Consider the following 16,400-nt stretch of genomic DNA (forward strand, 5'->3'; position numbering starts at 1 on the left):
ACCTTATATTCGTGGAAGTGAGGCGAGTGGATCAGACGTAGAGGATGAGCAGGCAGAGTACACAGGTGTACAGGGCGACCTCGAAAAGGGCGAAGTGCCAGAACCAGCGCATGATTCCGGTCCACCAGAGAAGGAACCGGATAAACATTGTGACAGGCAGGGCCACCAGTGCGTAAACCACGATCGGCGCCATAAAAACACCGAACAGATTAAACTCGGTCAGCATCAGGCAGTTCTCGAAGCAGGTCGTTTTACACGAGGCGTGGTCAAGTGGCGCAAATCCGCGTGAGCGTACGGATGGTCCGCCGCTTGTTGCATTGGGCCACCCTTATGAAAGAAACCGGGCGCGGCGTCGATAAGCTGGGCAGCCTGTACAAGACAGGCAGCCATGCGTCTGAGAGTGCTCAGCCCCTCTCCGGCAGGCCGCGTTTCCCGGTTTTCAGCGGAAACAGCGCTTTCCCCGACAACGGGCAGCTCCGGCAGAAGCTGAGTGGCGGCGGCTCGGAGTGCGGCGGCTGTGGCCAATGGGTCACGCCTCAGCCCCTTTAACGACGCCAGAGCATTTTCCACGATTCGCTCCTGTGGTGCCGTGACGCTCCCTTCCTCACGCAGCAACCAGCGCAACCGCATCACCGTTCTGCCCAGCGCCACAGCCGCCAGCGCCGCATCCGTCACCTGAAACACCCGCGCGCTTCCCTCTACGAAAGACAGTCTCTGAGTCATGCGCAACACACGCTGCATCTGCCGGTATTCCCAACTGGGCCAACTGACCTTGTAGCGTAGGGGGAGTGCTGCGAATCTCTGCACGGAACGGCAGAGCGCCGAGATCAGACGGCCGACATCCAGCCGCTGGTCCGCCGGCAGCACGACGCGAAAAACCAGCACCAGCCCGACACAGCCGATCAACGTGGCGAACCAGGCGTTCATCATGGGAACATCATGATACGGCACAGGGTTATCAACCTGAACGATCACGTTGAAAAACACCGCGTAGCCGAATCCGAGCACGGCATAGCGCGGGTGAAACTGGATCCAGATCCCCGGCAGCAGGCACAGGAACAGGGAGAGCCAGAGCATTGGAAACCCATCCGTCTGCGGCAGCATGAAGGTGCGAAAGATATAGCAGGCCGGAATCGCCATTGCTGTTCCGGAGGCCAGAAGCCAGGACGCCTTTGTCGCTGACGGCGCTGTTGAAATCAGGCAGGACGCGCAGATCAGATAGACCAGCGCGCTCGGTCCCGCAGACCAGCGCAGGATGTACCACGTCAGGCACCCCATCATCGTGACCAGCGCGCCTCGTGCGAGGTTCCTGAGTGCGGCGGGCCACTCGACAGGCGGCAGCAGACGGACCCCTTTCTCGTGCCAGGCCACATCGGAAAGATTGTCCACGGCCTGTCCAAGCTGGACGACGATATCGCGCTCCGTATCAACCGCCGCCAGACCAGCCAGATCAGGCGCTTCCCGCGCCAGAGCCTCCAGTTGCCCGATCGCCTGCCTGATCCGATTACGAATCAGAGCCGCATCACCATGAAGCAGGTCTTCCATCGGCATGTCGGCCAGTTCACCGATCAGGCGTCCGGAGATATGACGGGAAGCCCGCACAGGCCCGGCATCATCGGGTGGAATGGCGCGCAGGGCGGTGTGATGGGCGCTGAGCAGCCCCATCAGGCGACCGACCCCTTCATGCAGCGCCGCCGCGCGACGGTTTACCTGATAATCGACCGAGGAAGCGTAATCGATCGCCTCGATGACAGCGCCTGCCTGCGCCAGCAGCCGCGCTCGCTCGCTATACGGCGACATGTCCATCTCGCGGAACGCGCCGACCTGCCCTGCGTCGTCGGGTCGCGGTTCATTGCTCTGCAATTCCGTCCTGGACAGCCGGACAAACTGCCCGAGTACGTCGCGCAGAAACTGTTCGATGCGGTCTGTCGCGGTATTCTGGCTTCTCAGCGTGGTGATCTGAAACACGAAGGCTGTGCTGACAATGCCGATGACCACAACCGATAACCGCGACATCGCGCTTTCAAAAATACGATCCGGATCGACAAATGCGCTCGTCGAGATGATGATGATCGTATAGCCGGTCAGAACGGCGGCGTAGGCCCGATAGAAGCGAAGGAGTGTGGCTACGCAGCACGCCATGCCGATCAGCAGGGAGAGACCGCCGAAGAACAGCATCGGCTGCTGCGGGAAAGAGGCCATCAACGCTATGCCTAACGTCGTCCCCGCCAGAGTCCCGGCGATACGCCAGATACTTTTGGAAATCAGGGCGCCCGGCGTCGGGTTGGCCACGATCAGCACCGTGGTCACGGCGGAAATCGGATTTTCCAGCATGAGAAAACCAGCCAGCCACAAGGCCAGTCCGATCGCAAAGAAAACCCGTGTCGCATACAGGACTGTCGGGCTGAGGCGGCTCCATTCCTGACGCCATTCGCGCAGCAGATCGCTTCGCAAGCTCCTCACGTCCCTACGGGCGGAAGCTGCCACGCTCACGGTTTACCTGCCACCAGACCCTGAGATTGTGAGGTTTCCTCTGTCGGAGCGCGATCATGCCCCCTGCCCGACCAGACCTGATCGAAGACGGCTTCACACTCTTTCAGGGCCTCATCCGAGACGCCGTCCAGAAAACGGACCGCAACATCGTCCGCCACACCCAGAACCGTCTCTCCCATTGCGACGCCCGCATCGGTCAGCGACACAAGCTTGGAGCGCCGGTCATCCGGATCCGTATCACGATGGATCAGACCTTGACGCTCAAGAACGTCCAGCAGCCTGACAAGCGACTGGGCCTCGACCAGCATGGCGCGCGCCAGATCTGTCTGATGGACAGGCGCGGGCAGAATCCGCAGATAATAGAGAGGCCGCCAGGTTGCGTCAGTCAGATCGAACTGACGCAGATCCAGATCGATCTCCCGTCTCCACTGCGTCGCCAGCCGGACCAGCCGGTAACTGAACCGGCGACGGAGAAGCCGAGTGGTCTCATCGGTATCATTGCCCTTCTGCGCTTGTTCCGACACCGGTGGCTTTTCCGATCAGCTAATTTGAACACACACACTGATTAGTTCGCATGCTTACTATCCAATGACGAAAACAGGAACCCACCACCAATGCCCAGGCAGCATAGGAGGGTTGCATATGACGCCAGCGAAGGCATCATCTGAAAAGAGGCGACATTTTCGATAAGCTCCTTCATCTGCCTGAATTCTGCTTGGATTCAATTTTTCGGAATCGGGAGACTTTACAAACATACCGTCTGGACAGTCTGTTTTTTTGAGCAGGACGGGCCAGACGCCATGCCTTCAGTGGGCATTATCGACAGCCGGTCGTTTGAAACCGCTGGAAATGGCGGCCCACGCGGTTATGACGCGAGGAAGAAGATCTGGGGCCGCAAGCGGCATATCGCGACCGACACGCTGGGTCATATCGTGGTGGCTGCCGGTTACATCCCGCCGACGTTCAGGTTTGTGATGGCGCGCCGGCTGAACCTGGCCGATGGATGATCGAGATCGTCAAACGTAGCGATCGGGCCGAAGGCTTCGTCGTCCTGCCCAAAGACTGGATCATGGAGCGTAGCCTTGCATGGCTCGGACGCTGCCGTCGCCTCACAAAGGATGTCGAGGCAACAATCCCGTCATTCCACGCGTGCTTGATGATCGCCCATATCCGCAGGGTTCTGCAAAAAATCAACCAAACCGATTTCTGAGCCATATTCTGAAAATATGATATTTCAGAAGAAGATTTTTATATATGAATTTCAAAAGGCGATATCAAAGACCTTGTACCATTACCAATGAATTTTTCATCCTCGATTTCTCGACCTGCTTATCTACAGGCAAAAAACAAAGACAAATTCTCAATATTCCTTTTGCTGTCCGGGCAACGGCACCGAGGTGGGCTGCCCTTTGATCCCGGCGTAAACGAGTAACACCACCGTTTTTTCGTCTCCGGCAACCCCACGATGCGCATCGTCAACAGATTCGGTGAAGGCTTCTCCTGCATGGAAAGTCTTGTGAACACCGCTCTCCTTATCCTGAATGGTCAGAGATCCTTCCAGCACATACCCGGCATTTGGATAGGGGTGTCTGTGCCAGGGAAGTGCTGTTTTGGGCGCAATCGTCAATTTCAGAACTGTCAGCTCCGGTGTGCCGTTTGCATAAGGCGTATAGGGTTTTCCATTCCAGGAAGCGGTCGATTTGACAAGAATATCCGCTGATCCGCTTTTTGCTGCCTGAGCATGCAGCGGTACAGCAGCTGTTACTGAAGCGCCGACCAGAATGAACAGAGACACCAGAAAACGCTTCATCAGATCTTCACCCTTCGGAATATTTTCCAGACCCGCGAGACTGCACAAAAAGAAACGACACAGTCATACAGCTTTCATAACACCGACAGCCAAGAAACAGTCGGGCACGAATGCGTTCCCGTTCTTCACGTTTTCTCGACGCGATAAGGTGACAGTTCACCGAGAGACGCCACCTCGTGCAGCACACCCGCACGTTCCATCTCCAGAAACTCGGAAACAGCATGCCTCAGGCCCGTGTGTTGTATATGGTGGGCGGAATAGGTCAGGCTCGGCACATAACCGCGCTGGATCTTGTGCTCGCCCTGCGCGCCGGCCTCCACGCGTGAAAGACCATGCTCAATAGCAAAATCAATTGCTCTGTAATAACAGAGTTCAAAATGCAGAAATGGCCACTCTCCGACACATCCCCAGTTGCGGCCATAGAGCGTGTCAGCACCCAGCAGATTGAGCGCTCCCGCGACGGGTTGACCTTCCTCCTCGGCAAGCATCAGCACAACCCGATCGCCCAGACGCTCTGACAGAAGAGAGAAAAACTTCCGTGTCAGATAGGCGCTGCCCCATTTTTTATCGACCGTAGACTGATAAAAAACGAAAAAGGCATCCCACACCGTCTCAGTTATCTCGCTGCCGCGCACTGTGCGGAACACGAGACCACTGGCGTTGGCATCCCGCCTTTCCCGCCGGATCACCTTGCGCTTGCGTGATGAGAGCGCCTCAAGAAAGTTCTCAAAATCCTGATAGCCACGATTATGCCAGTGATACTGCATACCAAGCCGCCGCAACCAGCCGTCCCTGCCCAGCGTTTCGTATTCCTGCTCCGTACAGAAGGTAACATGGGCAGACGACAGATCCATCTCACCACAGACCTGAGCAATCGCCTGAGCCAGCACGGAACGTGTCTGTTCCGGCGCATCCGGTTTTACGAGAAGCCGCGCTCCCGGAACCGGAGAAAACGGAACGGCCACCTGTAATTTCGGATAGTAGCGGCCCCCGGCCGCCTCAAAAGCTCTCGCCCAGCCATGGTCGAAGACATACTCACCATAGGAGTGCGCCTTCAGATAGGCCGGCGCCACGGCGAGCAGACGTCCGGTTTCGTCATTCAGCGCGACATGCCGCGGCAGCCAGCCGGTAGAGGGCGTGGCCGAACCACTATCCTCCACGGCTGACAGAAAGGCATGGCTGATAAACGGATTCCCCTCGCCTGCGCAGGCATCCCATTCTTCAGCCGGGATGGATGCGATCCGGTCATGCAGGGAAACCGTCCATCCAGACATCAGACAACCTCGAACAATCCTTCGACTTCGACCGGCGCATCCAGCGGCAGGGATGGTACGCCGACTGTTGAACGCGCATGACGCCCAGCGTCCCCAAACACGGCGACCGCCAGATCTGACGCCCCGTTCATGACGCCAGCGTGGGCCGTAAATTCAGGCGCACAGGAGATGAAGCCACCCAGACGCACCACGCGCTTCACTTTCGACAGATCGCCGATTTCCGCCCTGAGCTGCGCAAGGACATTAATCAGACAGTATTTCGCCGCTTCCGTGCCGACATCCAGCGAAACAGCTGCGCCGAGCTTCCCCGTGGCGAGCAGCTTGCCATCCTTCAGTGGCAACTGACCGGATACGACGACCAGCGAACCCGTGCGGACCGTGGCTACATAATTCGCAACAGGCGCGGCAGGCGTGGGAAGCTCGATGCCAAGCGCGGCAAGACGGGATTCCGGAGTGTCACTCATGGTATGGTCCTTTATTTTACGAATGATCCTTGCAAAACGCAGGGTGCCGTTCATGGGAACGCAGGGCAAGAGGGGTACAACACTCAACGCACTCTTCAAAAATTATTGCGATGGATTCACCCTGTCCTCAAATAAGCAAAACTGAAGTTCGTTTATTTTTAAGTCAGCATATCGCAGGCAGCGAGCGACCTCCTCCTTCCGGACCAAGCCGCGCCCCCTGTAGCTGCTCCACTCATCACAGTGCTCAGATCACAATGCTCAGCGCGACATCACTGGCGATGAAGCGCGCCGAAATCTGAAGATTTCAGGCCACCGGACCAAAAGCTCCATCCAGCGCAGCCTCATCCTCAACCGACAACTGAACGTCCGCGGGGACAAAACCAAACACGCGTCCATAAAACGCCAGCTCAATCTGGAAAGCCCGCTGCAATGTCTCCTCACCACGGAAACCATGCCCCTCACCCTCAAATTCCACCAGCGGACACACGACGCCGTTCCGCTTCAGCGCGGCGACCATCGAACGCGCCTGTTCCGGCGGAACCACCGCGTCATCCAGACCTTGCAGGAAGAGCACAGGCACATGAATCCTGTCCGCCATGAAAAGCGGCGAACGCGCCCGGTAGACAGCTTCGGCCTCCGGCCATGGGCCGACAAGACTATCGAGATAACGCGCCTCGAACTTGTGCGTCTCTTCCGCCAGAGTGCGCAGGTCCGTCACACCGTAAAGACTTGTACCCGCTGCAAAAATATCCGAACTGGCGAGCGCCGACAGTACGGTCAGTCCACCCGCGCTGGAACCACGGATGACAATCCGCTTCGGGTCAACACGACCGCTGGCCGCCATGTGGGAGGCCGCAGCAATGCAGTCCTCCACATCCCGCACACCCCATTGACCATCCAGCCGCTCGCGATAGGCGCGCCCGAAACCGGTTGAGCCGCTGTAGTTCACATCCAGAACGGCAAAGCCGCGACTGGTCCACCACTGCACCTTGAACGAGAACCCTTCTGACGCACGCGCGGTCGGACCCCCATGAGCCGTCACGATCATCGGCGGCAGTTCTCCCTCCGGCACGCAACACTGTGCGCTGGCGGGCGGGTAGAAGAACGCCTGCCCCTCTGCGCCATCGGCAAGCGGAAACCGCACGCTCTCCGGCTGGGCGATATCGTCCTGTCCGAATGGCAGCACCGTGGCGGCGCGCAGCACGTGAGGCGACTGTCCCGGCGCACCCACAACGACCGCAGAGGCCCGATCCGGCGAACCATCCAGCCAGGCGAACTGATCCCCAAACGCAAGCGGGCATTGTTCAGGCAGCCCCAGACTGACGGGCGTGACCTCGTAACCAGCCCCGGCGCACGGTGTCAGCAGAAGCATCTGCGTCTGACCGGCTTTCACCGCCAGCGCGAGGATGCGGCCATCCGCCAACAGGCTGTAGCTGCGTTGACCGAAAACCCAGTGAGGCTGGCCGATTTCAGCCTCGACCTTACAGACTGGCTCAGCCTCGCCGCTGGAAAGAGCGAAACGCCACACTGTCCACCAGCCTCCACGATCCGAGATGGCGAAAAGCGTATGATCGTCGGCCCACTGCGGTTCCGTCAGAGACTCAGGCTTCCCGCTTGCAGAGCCATTCCCGCCAGCAAGCACGGTTCTGGAATTCGGATCATCCAGCCGCATGACGCACAGTCGCGAACTGGTCCAGGGCATGGCGGGATGGTCCCACTCGATCCATGCAAGCTGCTTGCCGTCGGGGGACGGCGTCGGAGTGGAATAGAAATCCGCTCCCTGCGCGATGATGGCCTCAGATGCGCCCTCCAGAGAACCGTGCAGAGAAATGGCGACCAGGGTGTTTACAGGCTCGCCCTCTCCACGATGATCTTCCCGGACAGCGTAAACGCGCTGACCATCCGGAGCGAAGGCGAAGCTAGCGTATCGCAGCCCCCCGGAAAGAGCGAGGCAGCGCGGCTCCGCAGTATCGTCATCAAGGTCGAATGCATACACACCCCCGTCGCGCCGATTGCTGACAACGACGACACGGCCAGCCACAGCAAAGGCTCCGCCACCATATTCATGAACTCTGGTCGCCACATCGAGACCGGGAGGCGTCACATCGCATGACTCAGTTCCCTGCCGCCACGCAACCAGCGCTGTACGCCCCTTCTCTGAAGGTCGTCTTTCAAGCCACAGCACCGTCTCATCGCTCACGGCGACACCGGAAAGGGTCACGGTCCTGCCTGCGGTGAGCGATGCCGTCACAGGAGAGGGCCATGTTCCGCACGGGACAGGTTGATGGGGCACGAAAACCTCCATGAAGCAAAGACGTATTCAACGATACTGATGTGCAGGGTTGACAGGAGCCTGTCCAGACGGTTCCTGATGCGTTTCTGCAAGCTCTCGGGATATTTCGCCCTGTTACATTATCTTGATACGCTGCTGTCCCATTACGGTTATGGCGTCATCGGCGTGGTCGTCATGCTGGAAAGCATGGGATTGCCCCTGCCAGCGGAAAGCCTGCTCATCACGGCGTCTCTGCTCAGTGCGACCACACACAAGCTCAGTATCTGGGGGATCGTGATCGCGGGGGTCAGCGGTGCGATCATGGGGGATAATCTCGGCTATCTGATCGGCAGGGAACTCGGCTTTCGTGTCCTGCATCGTTATGGGAAATATGTCGGTCTTTCTTCGGACCGTATCCTGCTGGGCCGATATATTTTTCGCCAGCATGGTGGAACGGTCGTGTTTTTCGGGCGGTTCATCGCCCTTCTGCGAGTTTTCATCGCCTTGCTGGCCGGAGCGAACCGGATGCACTGGCGCACGTTTCTTTTCCATAATGCCCTTGGGGGTCTGTGTTGGGCGGGCGGCTACTCGCTGGGAGCATACTATCTCGGACATGAAGCCATGAAGATTTCCGGGCCTGTGGCCTGGGTCATTGCGGGAGTGACCGTGCTCGTTGGCCTGAGTATGTTTCTTTTTCTCAAGAAAAATGAACACCGTCTGATCGCGCAGGCCATGGAAGCCGCGAAGCATGACCGGGAACTCACCTTCGGCATGGAAAAGGAACTGGAACATGACGGTGAGCGCCACAATGACACATGACAGGATCGAGCAGCACACGGCCTTTCTCAACACGCTGAACCGTCTGGACGGACGGACGGCGGTGGTGACGGGCGCCAACAGCGGCCTTGGACTGGAAACGGCCTGCGGTCTGGCGAGCCTCGGCGCCAAAATCATTCTCGCGTCCCGGTCCGAGGACCGCAATCTCGCGGCTCTGGCGCTCCTGCAGGAACGGGTGCCAGAGGCCACCACCGCCGAGGCCATGCAGCTTGATCTGGCTTCTCTTGCCTCCATCGAGAGGTTTGCCAACGACCTGCGCGGCCGGCTCTCGACACTCGATCTTCTGGTCAACAATGCCGGCGTCATGGCCCCTCCTGTCAGAGGAGAGACGGCGGATGGGTTCGAGATGCAGTTTGGCGTGAACCATCTCGGCCATTTTGCCCTGACAGGTCGCCTGAAGCCTTTACTGGAGGCTTCCGCCACAGGTGGCGTGGTGGTGGCCGTCGCCAGTCTGGCGGCATGGAAAGCCCGCATCCGTTTTGACGATCTCCAGTCCCGCTATCGTTATTCTCCTTTTGACGCCTATCGTCAGAGCAAACTGTCGAACCTGCTGTTCGGGCAGGAACTGGCCCGTCGTTCCAGAGCCGCACGATGGAACCTGCATGGCCGCATCGCTCACCCCGGATGGGCACGGACACAGCTCGTCGTGAACGGTCCGGGCGGTGGAAAGAAAACTCCGGCGTCATGGATCGTGGAGACGGGCGCCAATCTGGCCTTCCGCTGGTTCGGACAATCCGCCGCCTGTGGAGCGGAACCCTTTCTCTACGCCTCAGCGTCACAGCTGGCTCATGACGGATGCTATTATGGTCCGGGCGGCTCAGGAGAGCGCACAGGGAAAACCGAGCTCGCCATCGTGCCGCAGTCCGCACAGGATCCCCAGATTGCCCGTCGTTTATGGGAGGTTTCCGAACGTCTGACGGGTGTGACATTCGAGTAGGCCCCGTCGAGCAGGACTGGTTGAACAGGGTTGGCCGCCCGTCATGGCCCTCCGCGGTCATTCACCGGCAATGCCGGAGATACGCGGGCAGAGCCTGAGCCGGCCTTCACAGGCCGTTTCAAGGCAGCTTTGATCGCAGAGAGAATACTGGGTCATCTTGATGAAAGAGATTAAGTTTCCAAAGGTTTTTCGAAAAAGCTTCACTGGACATTTCTTTGTGCCCTGCAGAACATTTGATGGGCACCTCCCGCTTTCGCGTCGCGCAAACGTAAATCCGAACAGTCAGGAGAAATCATGATTCCCTTCTCAGTGCTTGATCTGTCCCTCATCACGCAAGGGGCGACGCCGGCGGATGCCTACCGCAACACCATGGACCTTGCCCGACTGGCGGACGAACTCCGGTTCAAACGCTACTGGCTGGCCGAGCATCACTCCATGCCGGGGATCGCCTCCGCCGCGACAGCCATTCTTATCGGGCAGGTCGCCGGAGTCACCCGCCATATCCGGGTCGGTTCCGGGGGCATCATGCTGCCCAACCACTCTCCACTCGTGGTGGCGGAACAGTTCGGCACGCTTGAAACGCTGTTTCCCGGACGGATTGATCTTGGCCTCGGGCGCGCGCCCGGCGCGGACCAGCGCACAGCCATGGCGTTGCGCCGTGATCCGCACGCACCGGATCGTTTTCCCGAAGATGTTGTCGAGCTTCTGCATTATTTCGAACCGGCAGACAGCGCCGCCCCGCATGACGTGCGCGCCATCCCCGGACACGGCCTGCGCGTGCCGGTCTGGATTCTTGGCTCGTCCCTGTTTTCAGCGGTTCTCGCCGCCCGGCTGGGTCTGCCCTACGCCTTCGCTTCCCACTTCGCTCCCGGTCAGATGGAGGAAGCCATTGCGCTCTACAGGCAGCGTTTCGAACCATCACAACGCTGCGCCAGTCCTCATGTCATGCTGACGGTCAACATGGTTCTGGCGGATGAGGACGCGAAAGCGGAAGTTCTGGCGACATCACTGTATCAGTATTTTCTGGCGTTACGGCGAGGCCATCCTACGACTTTTCCACCGCCGGACGCCGGGATGGGAGCCCGCCTGCTCCCACAGGAACAGGCGATGCTTCAGCATACCCTGTCCTGCACTTTTGCCGGCTCGCAGAGCACAATCCTGCCAAGGCTGACAGAATTTCTCCAGCGGCACCGCCCCGATGAACTGATGATGGCTTTTCCGCTTTATGACCATGCGGCCCGTCGACGTTCGATGGAACTGGCGGCGGGGCTGTCGCCTCCTGTCTCTGCTGGATCGGAGTAAAGCAGCCGAGATTTTTCACGCCTGTTTTCTGAGGGGTTTTGAAAAATGCCTCAGAAAACACTTTATCATTTGAAGGCGGGTGTCATGAGAAAGGGGAACAGTTCCCCCTCCCAGAACCTGTCGGGAAAGAACATACCCCGAATGGAAGCTGATTACTCGACCAGCATGGCTCCAAGGGGACGCCCACCCAACAGATGCACATGGTAATGCGGCACTTCCTGGCCGGCATTCTCACCGACATTCCCGATCAGGCGATAGCCCGGCGCGTCAAGGTCAAACGTCCGGGCGATATCACCGATCGCCCGATTGAAAGCGACAATTTCCCTGTCACTGGCGCGCTGACTGAAATCGGCGAAGGAAATATAAGGGCCTTTTGGAATCACCAGCACATGCACCGGTGCTTTCGGAGCGATGTCGTGAAAAGCCAGCACCATATCGTTCTCGAACACCTTCCTGCAGGGAATGTCCCCACGCAGGATCTTCGCGAAGATATTGTCGGGGTCATAGTGCCCGATACCGCTTACTGCCATGTGCGCCTCCACAATTCTTTCACGATTTCACCCGTGTCACTGACGCGGACGGGATGCCTTTTCCGCAATGCCGCTCGTGCCTTCGCGGCGCTGCAGTTCCGCCCAGACCTGAGCAGGCGTTACACCCGCGTCAACCCACAGGACAATCAGGTGATAAAGCACATCCGCGCTCTCTCCGATAAGCTCCTGCGTACGTCCTGCGACAGCTTCAATCAGACATTCGACCGCTTCTTCGCCGAATTTCTGCGCCACCTTGCTTGTGCCACGTGACATCAGACGAGCAGAGTGACTTGTCGAGGGATCCATACCGCGACGACTGAGCACCACATCAAAAAGTCTGTCGAGTACGGACGCGTCAATCTGTCCGATTTCCGGCATCGGAAAATCCGTCTTCGTCGCAGTCTGCCTTCTTGACGACTTTTTCGCCTGACCATCCTTGAGGGCCGTAGCGATGATACTGTTCTTCGGAACCGCGCCTGATTTGTTCGCCGCCCGCTGTTTCTTTGCGGTCGTATCTTTGGTCACGTTTTTCTTGGTCGGTGTCTTTGCCATGGTCTTCCCGGTCAGTAGCCGAAGTCGAGTGTTTCAAGGGGTGGGCGCACAGGCAGCCCGGCGTCAGCCAGAGCCTGCTTCACCTGCGGAACGGTGAACTGCCCGAAATGAAAGACACTGGCCGCCAGCAACCCTGTCGCACCGGCCCGCGCACCCTCCACGAAATGTTCAAGCGCCCCAACGCCGCCGGACGCCACAACCGGCAGTCGGACAGCCGCATTCACCGCCCGCAGCAGGTCGAGATCAAAGCCCGAGCGTGTGCCGTCGCGATCCATTGACGTCAAAAGGATTTCGCCCGCACCACGAGCCGCCACGTCCCTGCACCAGTCCACCACATCAAGGCCGGTCGGAGTGCGACCGCCATGGGTATAGACCTCCCAGCCGCCCTTGCCGTCCGAACGCGCGTCAACGCCAACGACCACACACTGGCTGCCAAACTTGTTGGCGGCCTCATTGACCAGTTCAGGACGCTTCACCGCCGCCGAGTTCATGGCGCATTTGTCAGCGCCCGCCAGCAGCAGCCGTCGCATATCGCCCGTCGTGCGCACACCGCCGCCGACTGTCAGCGGCAGAAAGATACGCTCCGCCGTGCGGCTCACCACGTCCAGAATGGTGTCACGGTCCTCGTGGCTGGCCGTGATGTCGAGAAACGTCAGTTCATCCGCGCCCGCCGCGTCATAGACGGCAGCCTGCTCGACAGGATCGCCGGCATCGCGCAGCGAGACGAAGTTGACGCCCTTCACCACACGCCCGTTCTTCACGTCCAGACAGGGGATGACACGCAGTTTCAGCATCAGGACAGAACTCTCAGCGCATCCGCAGGAGAAATCCGTCCATCATAAAGCGCGCGCCCGACGATCACGCCCTCGATCCCCGGCACGTCAGCCGCCACACGGCGCAGCGCCGCAAGATCATCAAGAGAGCCGACGCCGCCGCTGGCGATCACGGGGACCGAGACTGTCCGCGCCAGACCAGCCGTCTGCTCAAGATCCAGCCCCTGCAACATGCCGTCACGGGTAATCTCGGTGAAAATGATCGCCGCCACCCCGGCATCCTGCATGCGCAGACCAAGATCCGTCGCCTGCATGTCAGACACTTCGGCCCAGCCCTCTGTCGCGACCAGCCCCATACGCGCATCAATCCCGGCAACGATCCGTCCTGGGAACAGGCGACAGGCTTCCTTGACCAGATCAGGGTTTTTCACTGCCACCGAACCCAGGATCACACGGGAAATTCCGGCTTCCAGCCAGCTTTCGATGCCAGCCAGATCACGGAGACCGCCACCAAGCTGCACCGGCACCTTCGCATTCGCCACAATCTGCTTCACGGCGTCGTTGTTGGCTGAACGACCTGCGAACGCACCGTTCAGATCCACGACATGCAGCCAGTTGAAGCCCGCGGCACACCAGGCCCGTGCCTGCGCCCCCGGATCGTCCGAATAGACCGTTGCATCATCCATCTCGCCCCGGCGCAGACGCACGCAGGCGCCGTCCTTGAGATCAATCGCGGGATAGAGGGTAAGAGCGCGGGCGGTCATGTCGGCAGACTTTCCATGATCGGTTTCAGAGGACGCTCCGTTTTGCAGGAGGCGGCTGTTTTCCTGAAGGCGTTTTACGAAATAATGGCCACGCAGCATCTGGCCGTCACCCAGCGCGTAATAGGGGTTGGTCCCCCATTTCTCGAAACCAAGGGTCTGGAACAGCGCGATCGCTCTCCCCTGGGACTCCCGCACGTCCAGATTGAGGAACTGATAGCCCATCGCCCGGGCGCCCTTGATGATTTCCTCGATCAGGAGGCGGCCAAGACCAATGCCGCGGGCATAAGGCGCAATATGGAACTGCGTGACGCTGGCGGTCATCGCCTGCGCCTCGTTGCTGCGGGACGGCCTGACCAGCTGCGCCGATCCCACGATGATTCCATCCTGCCGCGCCACGAACAGCAGGCGTTCCGGCACCAGCAGAATACCCCGGAAATAGCGCTCGAGAACGGACCGCCCCTGCGGCCTGACCCAGGCGAAACCGCCGCCTTCAAGAATGGACGCATCGACGCATTCACACAGCGCCTGCAGATCATCCTCGCTCAGCGTCTGGACGCGCTCGGCGATCAGACCCGGTGTGCCAGTCTCACCGCTCATCAGAGCGATCCCTCCGGTGTCCAGTGCAGAAAATTGGCCAGAATACGCAATCCGACTGTCTGGCTTTTCTCTACATGGAACTGCGTGCCGGCCCTGTTGCCCTGCGCCACAATCGCCGGAACCGCGCCGCCGTAATCGGTAGTCGCCAGCAGTTCTTCCTGCCGGGTCCCCGTCAGAGCATAGGAATGCACAAAGTAACCGTGTGGCCGGTCACCCAGCCCCTCCGTCAGCGGATGCGACCGGGACAGGATCAGTTCGTTCCAGCCCATCTGGGGCAGCCGCAGATCCGGCGCCTCCATGGGGGCGATCTCTCCTCCAATCCAGCCAAGCCCGTCCGTCACGCCATGTTCGAGGCCACGCTCCGCCATCAACTGCATGCCCACGCAGATTCCAAGGAATGGCGCACCTCTGCCTACAGCCGTGTCCAGAGCATCCCTGAGGCCATCGACAGCCGCCAGCCCACGAGCGCAATCCGCGAAAGCGCCCTGTCCAGGCAACACGATCCGATCGGCGTCCAGCACTTTTACGGGATCATTCGTGATCACGACGGTTGCCGCCAGCCCCGACAGGCGCGCGGCTTCTTCCAGAGCACGCGCAGCCGAGGCCAGATTACCGCCGTCATAATCAATGACGACAACAGACTGAGCGCTCTGCGGTGACATCGCCACGATCAGACTCTCCTCGTGAAGGCGACGGCGAACGGATCTGGGATACGCTCATCAGACCCAGCGGGCGATCCAACGCGATCCACCGCACGATCCATATACCGCAGCAGCGCCGTCTCCCGGTTTGGTCCGACGACGAGGCCGTCCGCGCCATACCCTTTCAGCCGCAGTTCCCATTCCATCACTTCCGCGCTGAACGCCGCCAGAGCGAAACGGGCGGCCAGCATCAGGGCAGGCGCGATCCACAGCTTCGCCAGCAGGGTCGCCGCGATAATGGACGCAGCGAGAAAAAGGCTGCCAGAGATCCAGGCTCCCGACCATATCAGGGCGACGCCCCCGAACAGCAGCGCACTCCATCGAAACGTCTGAGGCACCAGCACCGGCAACTGATCCTTTTTCCGTTTCGCTGAAATGTCCTCTTCAGGCAACCAGACTGAAAAAGCCTTCACAGGACCCCCTTGGTGGACGGAATGACGCCTGCCGCCCGCTCATCGTATTCGACTGCCATCCGCAGCGCCCGCGCTGTCGCCTTGTAGGCGCTCTCGGCGATGTGGTGGCTGTTACGGCCCGTTTTCTGCGTCACATGTAATGTAATCATGGAAGCCATGGCGAACGCCCGGAAAAATTCCTCGAACAGTTCGGTGTCCATGACCCCGATCTTTTCGGTTGGGAACACGACCGACCAAGCCAGGAACGGGCGTCCGGACAGATCCACCACCACCTCCGACAGCGCCTCATCCAGAGGCACCAGCGCATGACCGAACCGGCGCACGCCACGCTTGTCTCCAAGCGCCTGCCGCACAGCCTGCCCCAGTGCGATGCCGACATCTTCCACGGTATGGTGGAAATCCACTTCCAGATCGCCCTTTGCGACAATCTCGATATCCAGCATCCCGTGCCGCGCCAGAGCCGTCAGCATATGGTCAAAAAAACCAATGCCGGTGCTGATCGAGGCTTCACCCTTACCGTCCAGATTGACGGCGACACGGATATCAGTCTCGGTTGTTACGCGGTGGAGGGCGGCGGTACGGATTTCGTTCATGGGCGCTACTGATACAGGAGGAAGGCGAGAAACGCTATTGGTTCCCACCTGTTTCATGGGCGCCGTGCGACGCTCCATTCCGCACATC

Annotated in this window: 17 protein-coding genes and 1 pseudogene; 4 read left to right on the top strand and 14 right to left on the bottom strand. The window is 59.6% G+C overall.

What is annotated here, in order from left to right; translation table 11 throughout:
* Positions 1 to 31: 31 nt before the first annotated feature.
* From A0U92_RS13640 to A0U92_RS13650, 3 genes are read right to left on the bottom strand one after another with little or no spacing between them, the layout of a single operon-like run.
* Complete coding sequence (locus A0U92_RS13640; RefSeq protein ID WP_077813676.1) at positions 32 to 226, bottom strand: DUF1656 domain-containing protein; 195 nt, start codon at positions 224 to 226, stop codon at positions 32 to 34.
* Positions 226 to 2,463, bottom strand: coding sequence for an FUSC family protein (locus A0U92_RS13645; RefSeq protein WP_236748379.1), 2,238 nt, complete (start codon positions 2,461 to 2,463; stop codon positions 226 to 228). Before A0U92_RS13645 ends, A0U92_RS13640 begins: the two co-directional genes overlap by 1 nt.
* A gap of 26 nt (positions 2,464 to 2,489) precedes the next feature.
* Positions 2,490 to 3,017 (bottom strand): MarR family winged helix-turn-helix transcriptional regulator, encoded by a 528-nt coding sequence (locus A0U92_RS13650; RefSeq protein ID WP_077813678.1) that lies wholly within the window; start codon positions 3,015 to 3,017, stop codon positions 2,490 to 2,492.
* 255 nt (positions 3,018 to 3,272) lie between these two features.
* On the opposite strand from A0U92_RS13650, the pseudogene A0U92_RS13655 reads away from it, so the two are divergent.
* Positions 3,273 to 3,703: pseudogene (locus A0U92_RS13655) on the top strand (transposase); the annotation flags it as partial.
* Positions 3,704 to 3,853: 150 nt separating this feature from the next.
* Here A0U92_RS13655 and A0U92_RS13660 read toward each other — a convergent pair.
* The 4 genes from A0U92_RS13660 to A0U92_RS13675 all read right to left on the bottom strand — a co-directional run bounded on the left by A0U92_RS13660 (position 3,854) and on the right by A0U92_RS13675 (position 8,334).
* On the bottom strand, positions 3,854 to 4,303 hold the full coding sequence (locus A0U92_RS13660; RefSeq protein WP_077814468.1) for a cupin domain-containing protein: 450 nt from the start codon (positions 4,301 to 4,303) through the stop codon (positions 3,854 to 3,856).
* Positions 4,304 to 4,428: 125 nt separating this feature from the next.
* Positions 4,429 to 5,577, bottom strand: a complete 1,149-nt coding sequence (locus tag A0U92_RS13665) for a GNAT family N-acetyltransferase (protein WP_077813679.1) — start codon at positions 5,575 to 5,577, stop codon at positions 4,429 to 4,431.
* Positions 5,577 to 6,041 (bottom strand): RidA family protein, encoded by a 465-nt coding sequence (locus tag A0U92_RS13670; protein ID WP_077813680.1) that lies wholly within the window; start codon positions 6,039 to 6,041, stop codon positions 5,577 to 5,579. Before A0U92_RS13670 ends, A0U92_RS13665 begins: the two co-directional genes overlap by 1 nt.
* A 304-nt stretch (positions 6,042 to 6,345) precedes the next feature.
* Positions 6,346 to 8,334 carry a S9 family peptidase gene (locus A0U92_RS13675; protein WP_236748151.1) on the bottom strand — a complete coding sequence of 663 codons (1,989 nt, stop codon included), beginning with the start codon at positions 8,332 to 8,334 and terminating at the stop codon, positions 6,346 to 6,348.
* 78 nt (positions 8,335 to 8,412) lie between these two features.
* Here A0U92_RS13675 and A0U92_RS13680 point away from each other — a divergent pair, with 78 nt between their 5' ends.
* From A0U92_RS13680 to A0U92_RS13690, 3 genes are all read left to right on the top strand, one after another.
* The gene (locus A0U92_RS13680) at positions 8,413 to 9,132 is read left to right on the top strand and encodes a DedA family protein (RefSeq protein WP_077813682.1); all 720 of its coding nucleotides are present in this window, start codon (positions 8,413 to 8,415) and stop codon (positions 9,130 to 9,132) included.
* Positions 9,122 to 10,087, top strand: coding sequence for an SDR family oxidoreductase (locus A0U92_RS13685; protein WP_077814469.1), 966 nt, complete (start codon positions 9,122 to 9,124; stop codon positions 10,085 to 10,087). The genes A0U92_RS13680 and A0U92_RS13685 overlap by 11 nt, the downstream gene beginning before the upstream one ends.
* 294 nt (positions 10,088 to 10,381) lie before the next feature.
* Positions 10,382 to 11,389: an LLM class flavin-dependent oxidoreductase gene (locus tag A0U92_RS13690; protein WP_077813683.1), complete on the top strand. Its 1,008-nt coding sequence runs from the start codon at positions 10,382 to 10,384 to the stop codon at positions 11,387 to 11,389.
* Between the two features lie 152 nt (positions 11,390 to 11,541).
* Here the strand turns inward: A0U92_RS13690 and A0U92_RS13695 are convergent, their stop codons facing one another.
* From A0U92_RS13695 to hisB, 7 genes are read right to left on the bottom strand one after another with little or no spacing between them, the layout of a single operon-like run.
* Complete coding sequence (locus A0U92_RS13695) at positions 11,542 to 11,919, bottom strand: histidine triad nucleotide-binding protein (RefSeq protein WP_077813684.1); 378 nt, start codon at positions 11,917 to 11,919, stop codon at positions 11,542 to 11,544.
* 36 nt (positions 11,920 to 11,955) lie between these two features.
* Complete coding sequence (locus A0U92_RS13700; protein WP_077813685.1) at positions 11,956 to 12,471, bottom strand: phosphoribosyl-ATP diphosphatase; 516 nt, start codon at positions 12,469 to 12,471, stop codon at positions 11,956 to 11,958.
* An 11-nt stretch (positions 12,472 to 12,482) separates the two neighbouring features.
* Positions 12,483 to 13,265 (bottom strand): imidazole glycerol phosphate synthase subunit HisF, encoded by a 783-nt coding sequence (gene hisF / locus A0U92_RS13705; RefSeq protein ID WP_077813686.1) that lies wholly within the window; start codon positions 13,263 to 13,265, stop codon positions 12,483 to 12,485.
* A complete protein-coding gene (gene hisA / locus A0U92_RS13710) occupies positions 13,265 to 14,605 on the bottom strand; it encodes a 1-(5-phosphoribosyl)-5-[(5-phosphoribosylamino)methylideneamino]imidazole-4-carboxamide isomerase (protein ID WP_077813687.1) in 1,341 nt (446 codons plus the stop codon). The genes hisF and hisA overlap by 1 nt, the downstream gene beginning before the upstream one ends.
* Complete coding sequence (hisH, locus tag A0U92_RS13715) at positions 14,605 to 15,267, bottom strand: imidazole glycerol phosphate synthase subunit HisH (RefSeq protein WP_077814470.1); 663 nt, start codon at positions 15,265 to 15,267, stop codon at positions 14,605 to 14,607. Before hisH ends, hisA begins: the two co-directional genes overlap by 1 nt.
* A gap of 8 nt (positions 15,268 to 15,275) precedes the next feature.
* Positions 15,276 to 15,719 carry a hypothetical protein gene (locus tag A0U92_RS13720; protein ID WP_077813688.1) on the bottom strand — a complete coding sequence of 148 codons (444 nt, stop codon included), beginning with the start codon at positions 15,717 to 15,719 and terminating at the stop codon, positions 15,276 to 15,278.
* Positions 15,716 to 16,312: an imidazoleglycerol-phosphate dehydratase HisB gene (gene hisB, locus A0U92_RS13725; protein WP_077814471.1), complete on the bottom strand. Its 597-nt coding sequence runs from the start codon at positions 16,310 to 16,312 to the stop codon at positions 15,716 to 15,718. The genes A0U92_RS13720 and hisB overlap by 4 nt, the downstream gene beginning before the upstream one ends.
* Between the last annotated feature and the right edge of the window lie 88 nt (positions 16,313 to 16,400).

Origin of the sequence: Acetobacter aceti, from assembly GCF_002005445.1 — a bacterium.
Lineage (GTDB): Bacteria > Pseudomonadota > Alphaproteobacteria > Acetobacterales > Acetobacteraceae > Acetobacter > Acetobacter aceti_B.

What these genes read in the sequence shown, in the direction of transcription:
- A0U92_RS13640 (WP_077813676.1), bottom strand. Translation starts at nt 226, where the DNA reads ATGCTGACCGAGTTTAATCTGTTCGGTGTTTTTATGGCGCCGATCGTG.
- A0U92_RS13660 (WP_077814468.1), bottom strand. Translation starts at nt 4,303, where the DNA reads ATGAAGCGTTTTCTGGTGTCTCTGTTCATTCTGGTCGGCGCTTCAGTA.
- A0U92_RS13665 (WP_077813679.1), bottom strand. Translation starts at nt 5,577, where the DNA reads ATGTCTGGATGGACGGTTTCCCTGCATGACCGGATCGCATCCATCCCG.
- A0U92_RS13670 (WP_077813680.1), bottom strand. Translation starts at nt 6,041, where the DNA reads ATGAGTGACACTCCGGAATCCCGTCTTGCCGCGCTTGGCATCGAGCTT.
- A0U92_RS13680 (WP_077813682.1), top strand. Translation starts at nt 8,413, where the DNA reads ATGCGTTTCTGCAAGCTCTCGGGATATTTCGCCCTGTTACATTATCTT.
- A0U92_RS13685 (WP_077814469.1), top strand. Translation starts at nt 9,122, where the DNA reads ATGACACATGACAGGATCGAGCAGCACACGGCCTTTCTCAACACGCTG.
- A0U92_RS13690 (WP_077813683.1), top strand. Translation starts at nt 10,382, where the DNA reads ATGATTCCCTTCTCAGTGCTTGATCTGTCCCTCATCACGCAAGGGGCG.
- A0U92_RS13695 (WP_077813684.1), bottom strand. Translation starts at nt 11,919, where the DNA reads ATGGCAGTAAGCGGTATCGGGCACTATGACCCCGACAATATCTTCGCG.
- A0U92_RS13700 (WP_077813685.1), bottom strand. Translation starts at nt 12,471, where the DNA reads ATGGCAAAGACACCGACCAAGAAAAACGTGACCAAAGATACGACCGCA.
- hisF (WP_077813686.1), bottom strand. Translation starts at nt 13,265, where the DNA reads ATGCTGAAACTGCGTGTCATCCCCTGTCTGGACGTGAAGAACGGGCGT.
- hisA (WP_077813687.1), bottom strand. Translation starts at nt 14,605, where the DNA reads ATGAGCGGTGAGACTGGCACACCGGGTCTGATCGCCGAGCGCGTCCAG.
- hisH (WP_077814470.1), bottom strand. Translation starts at nt 15,267, where the DNA reads ATGTCACCGCAGAGCGCTCAGTCTGTTGTCGTCATTGATTATGACGGC.
- hisB (WP_077814471.1), bottom strand. Translation starts at nt 16,312, where the DNA reads ATGAACGAAATCCGTACCGCCGCCCTCCACCGCGTAACAACCGAGACT.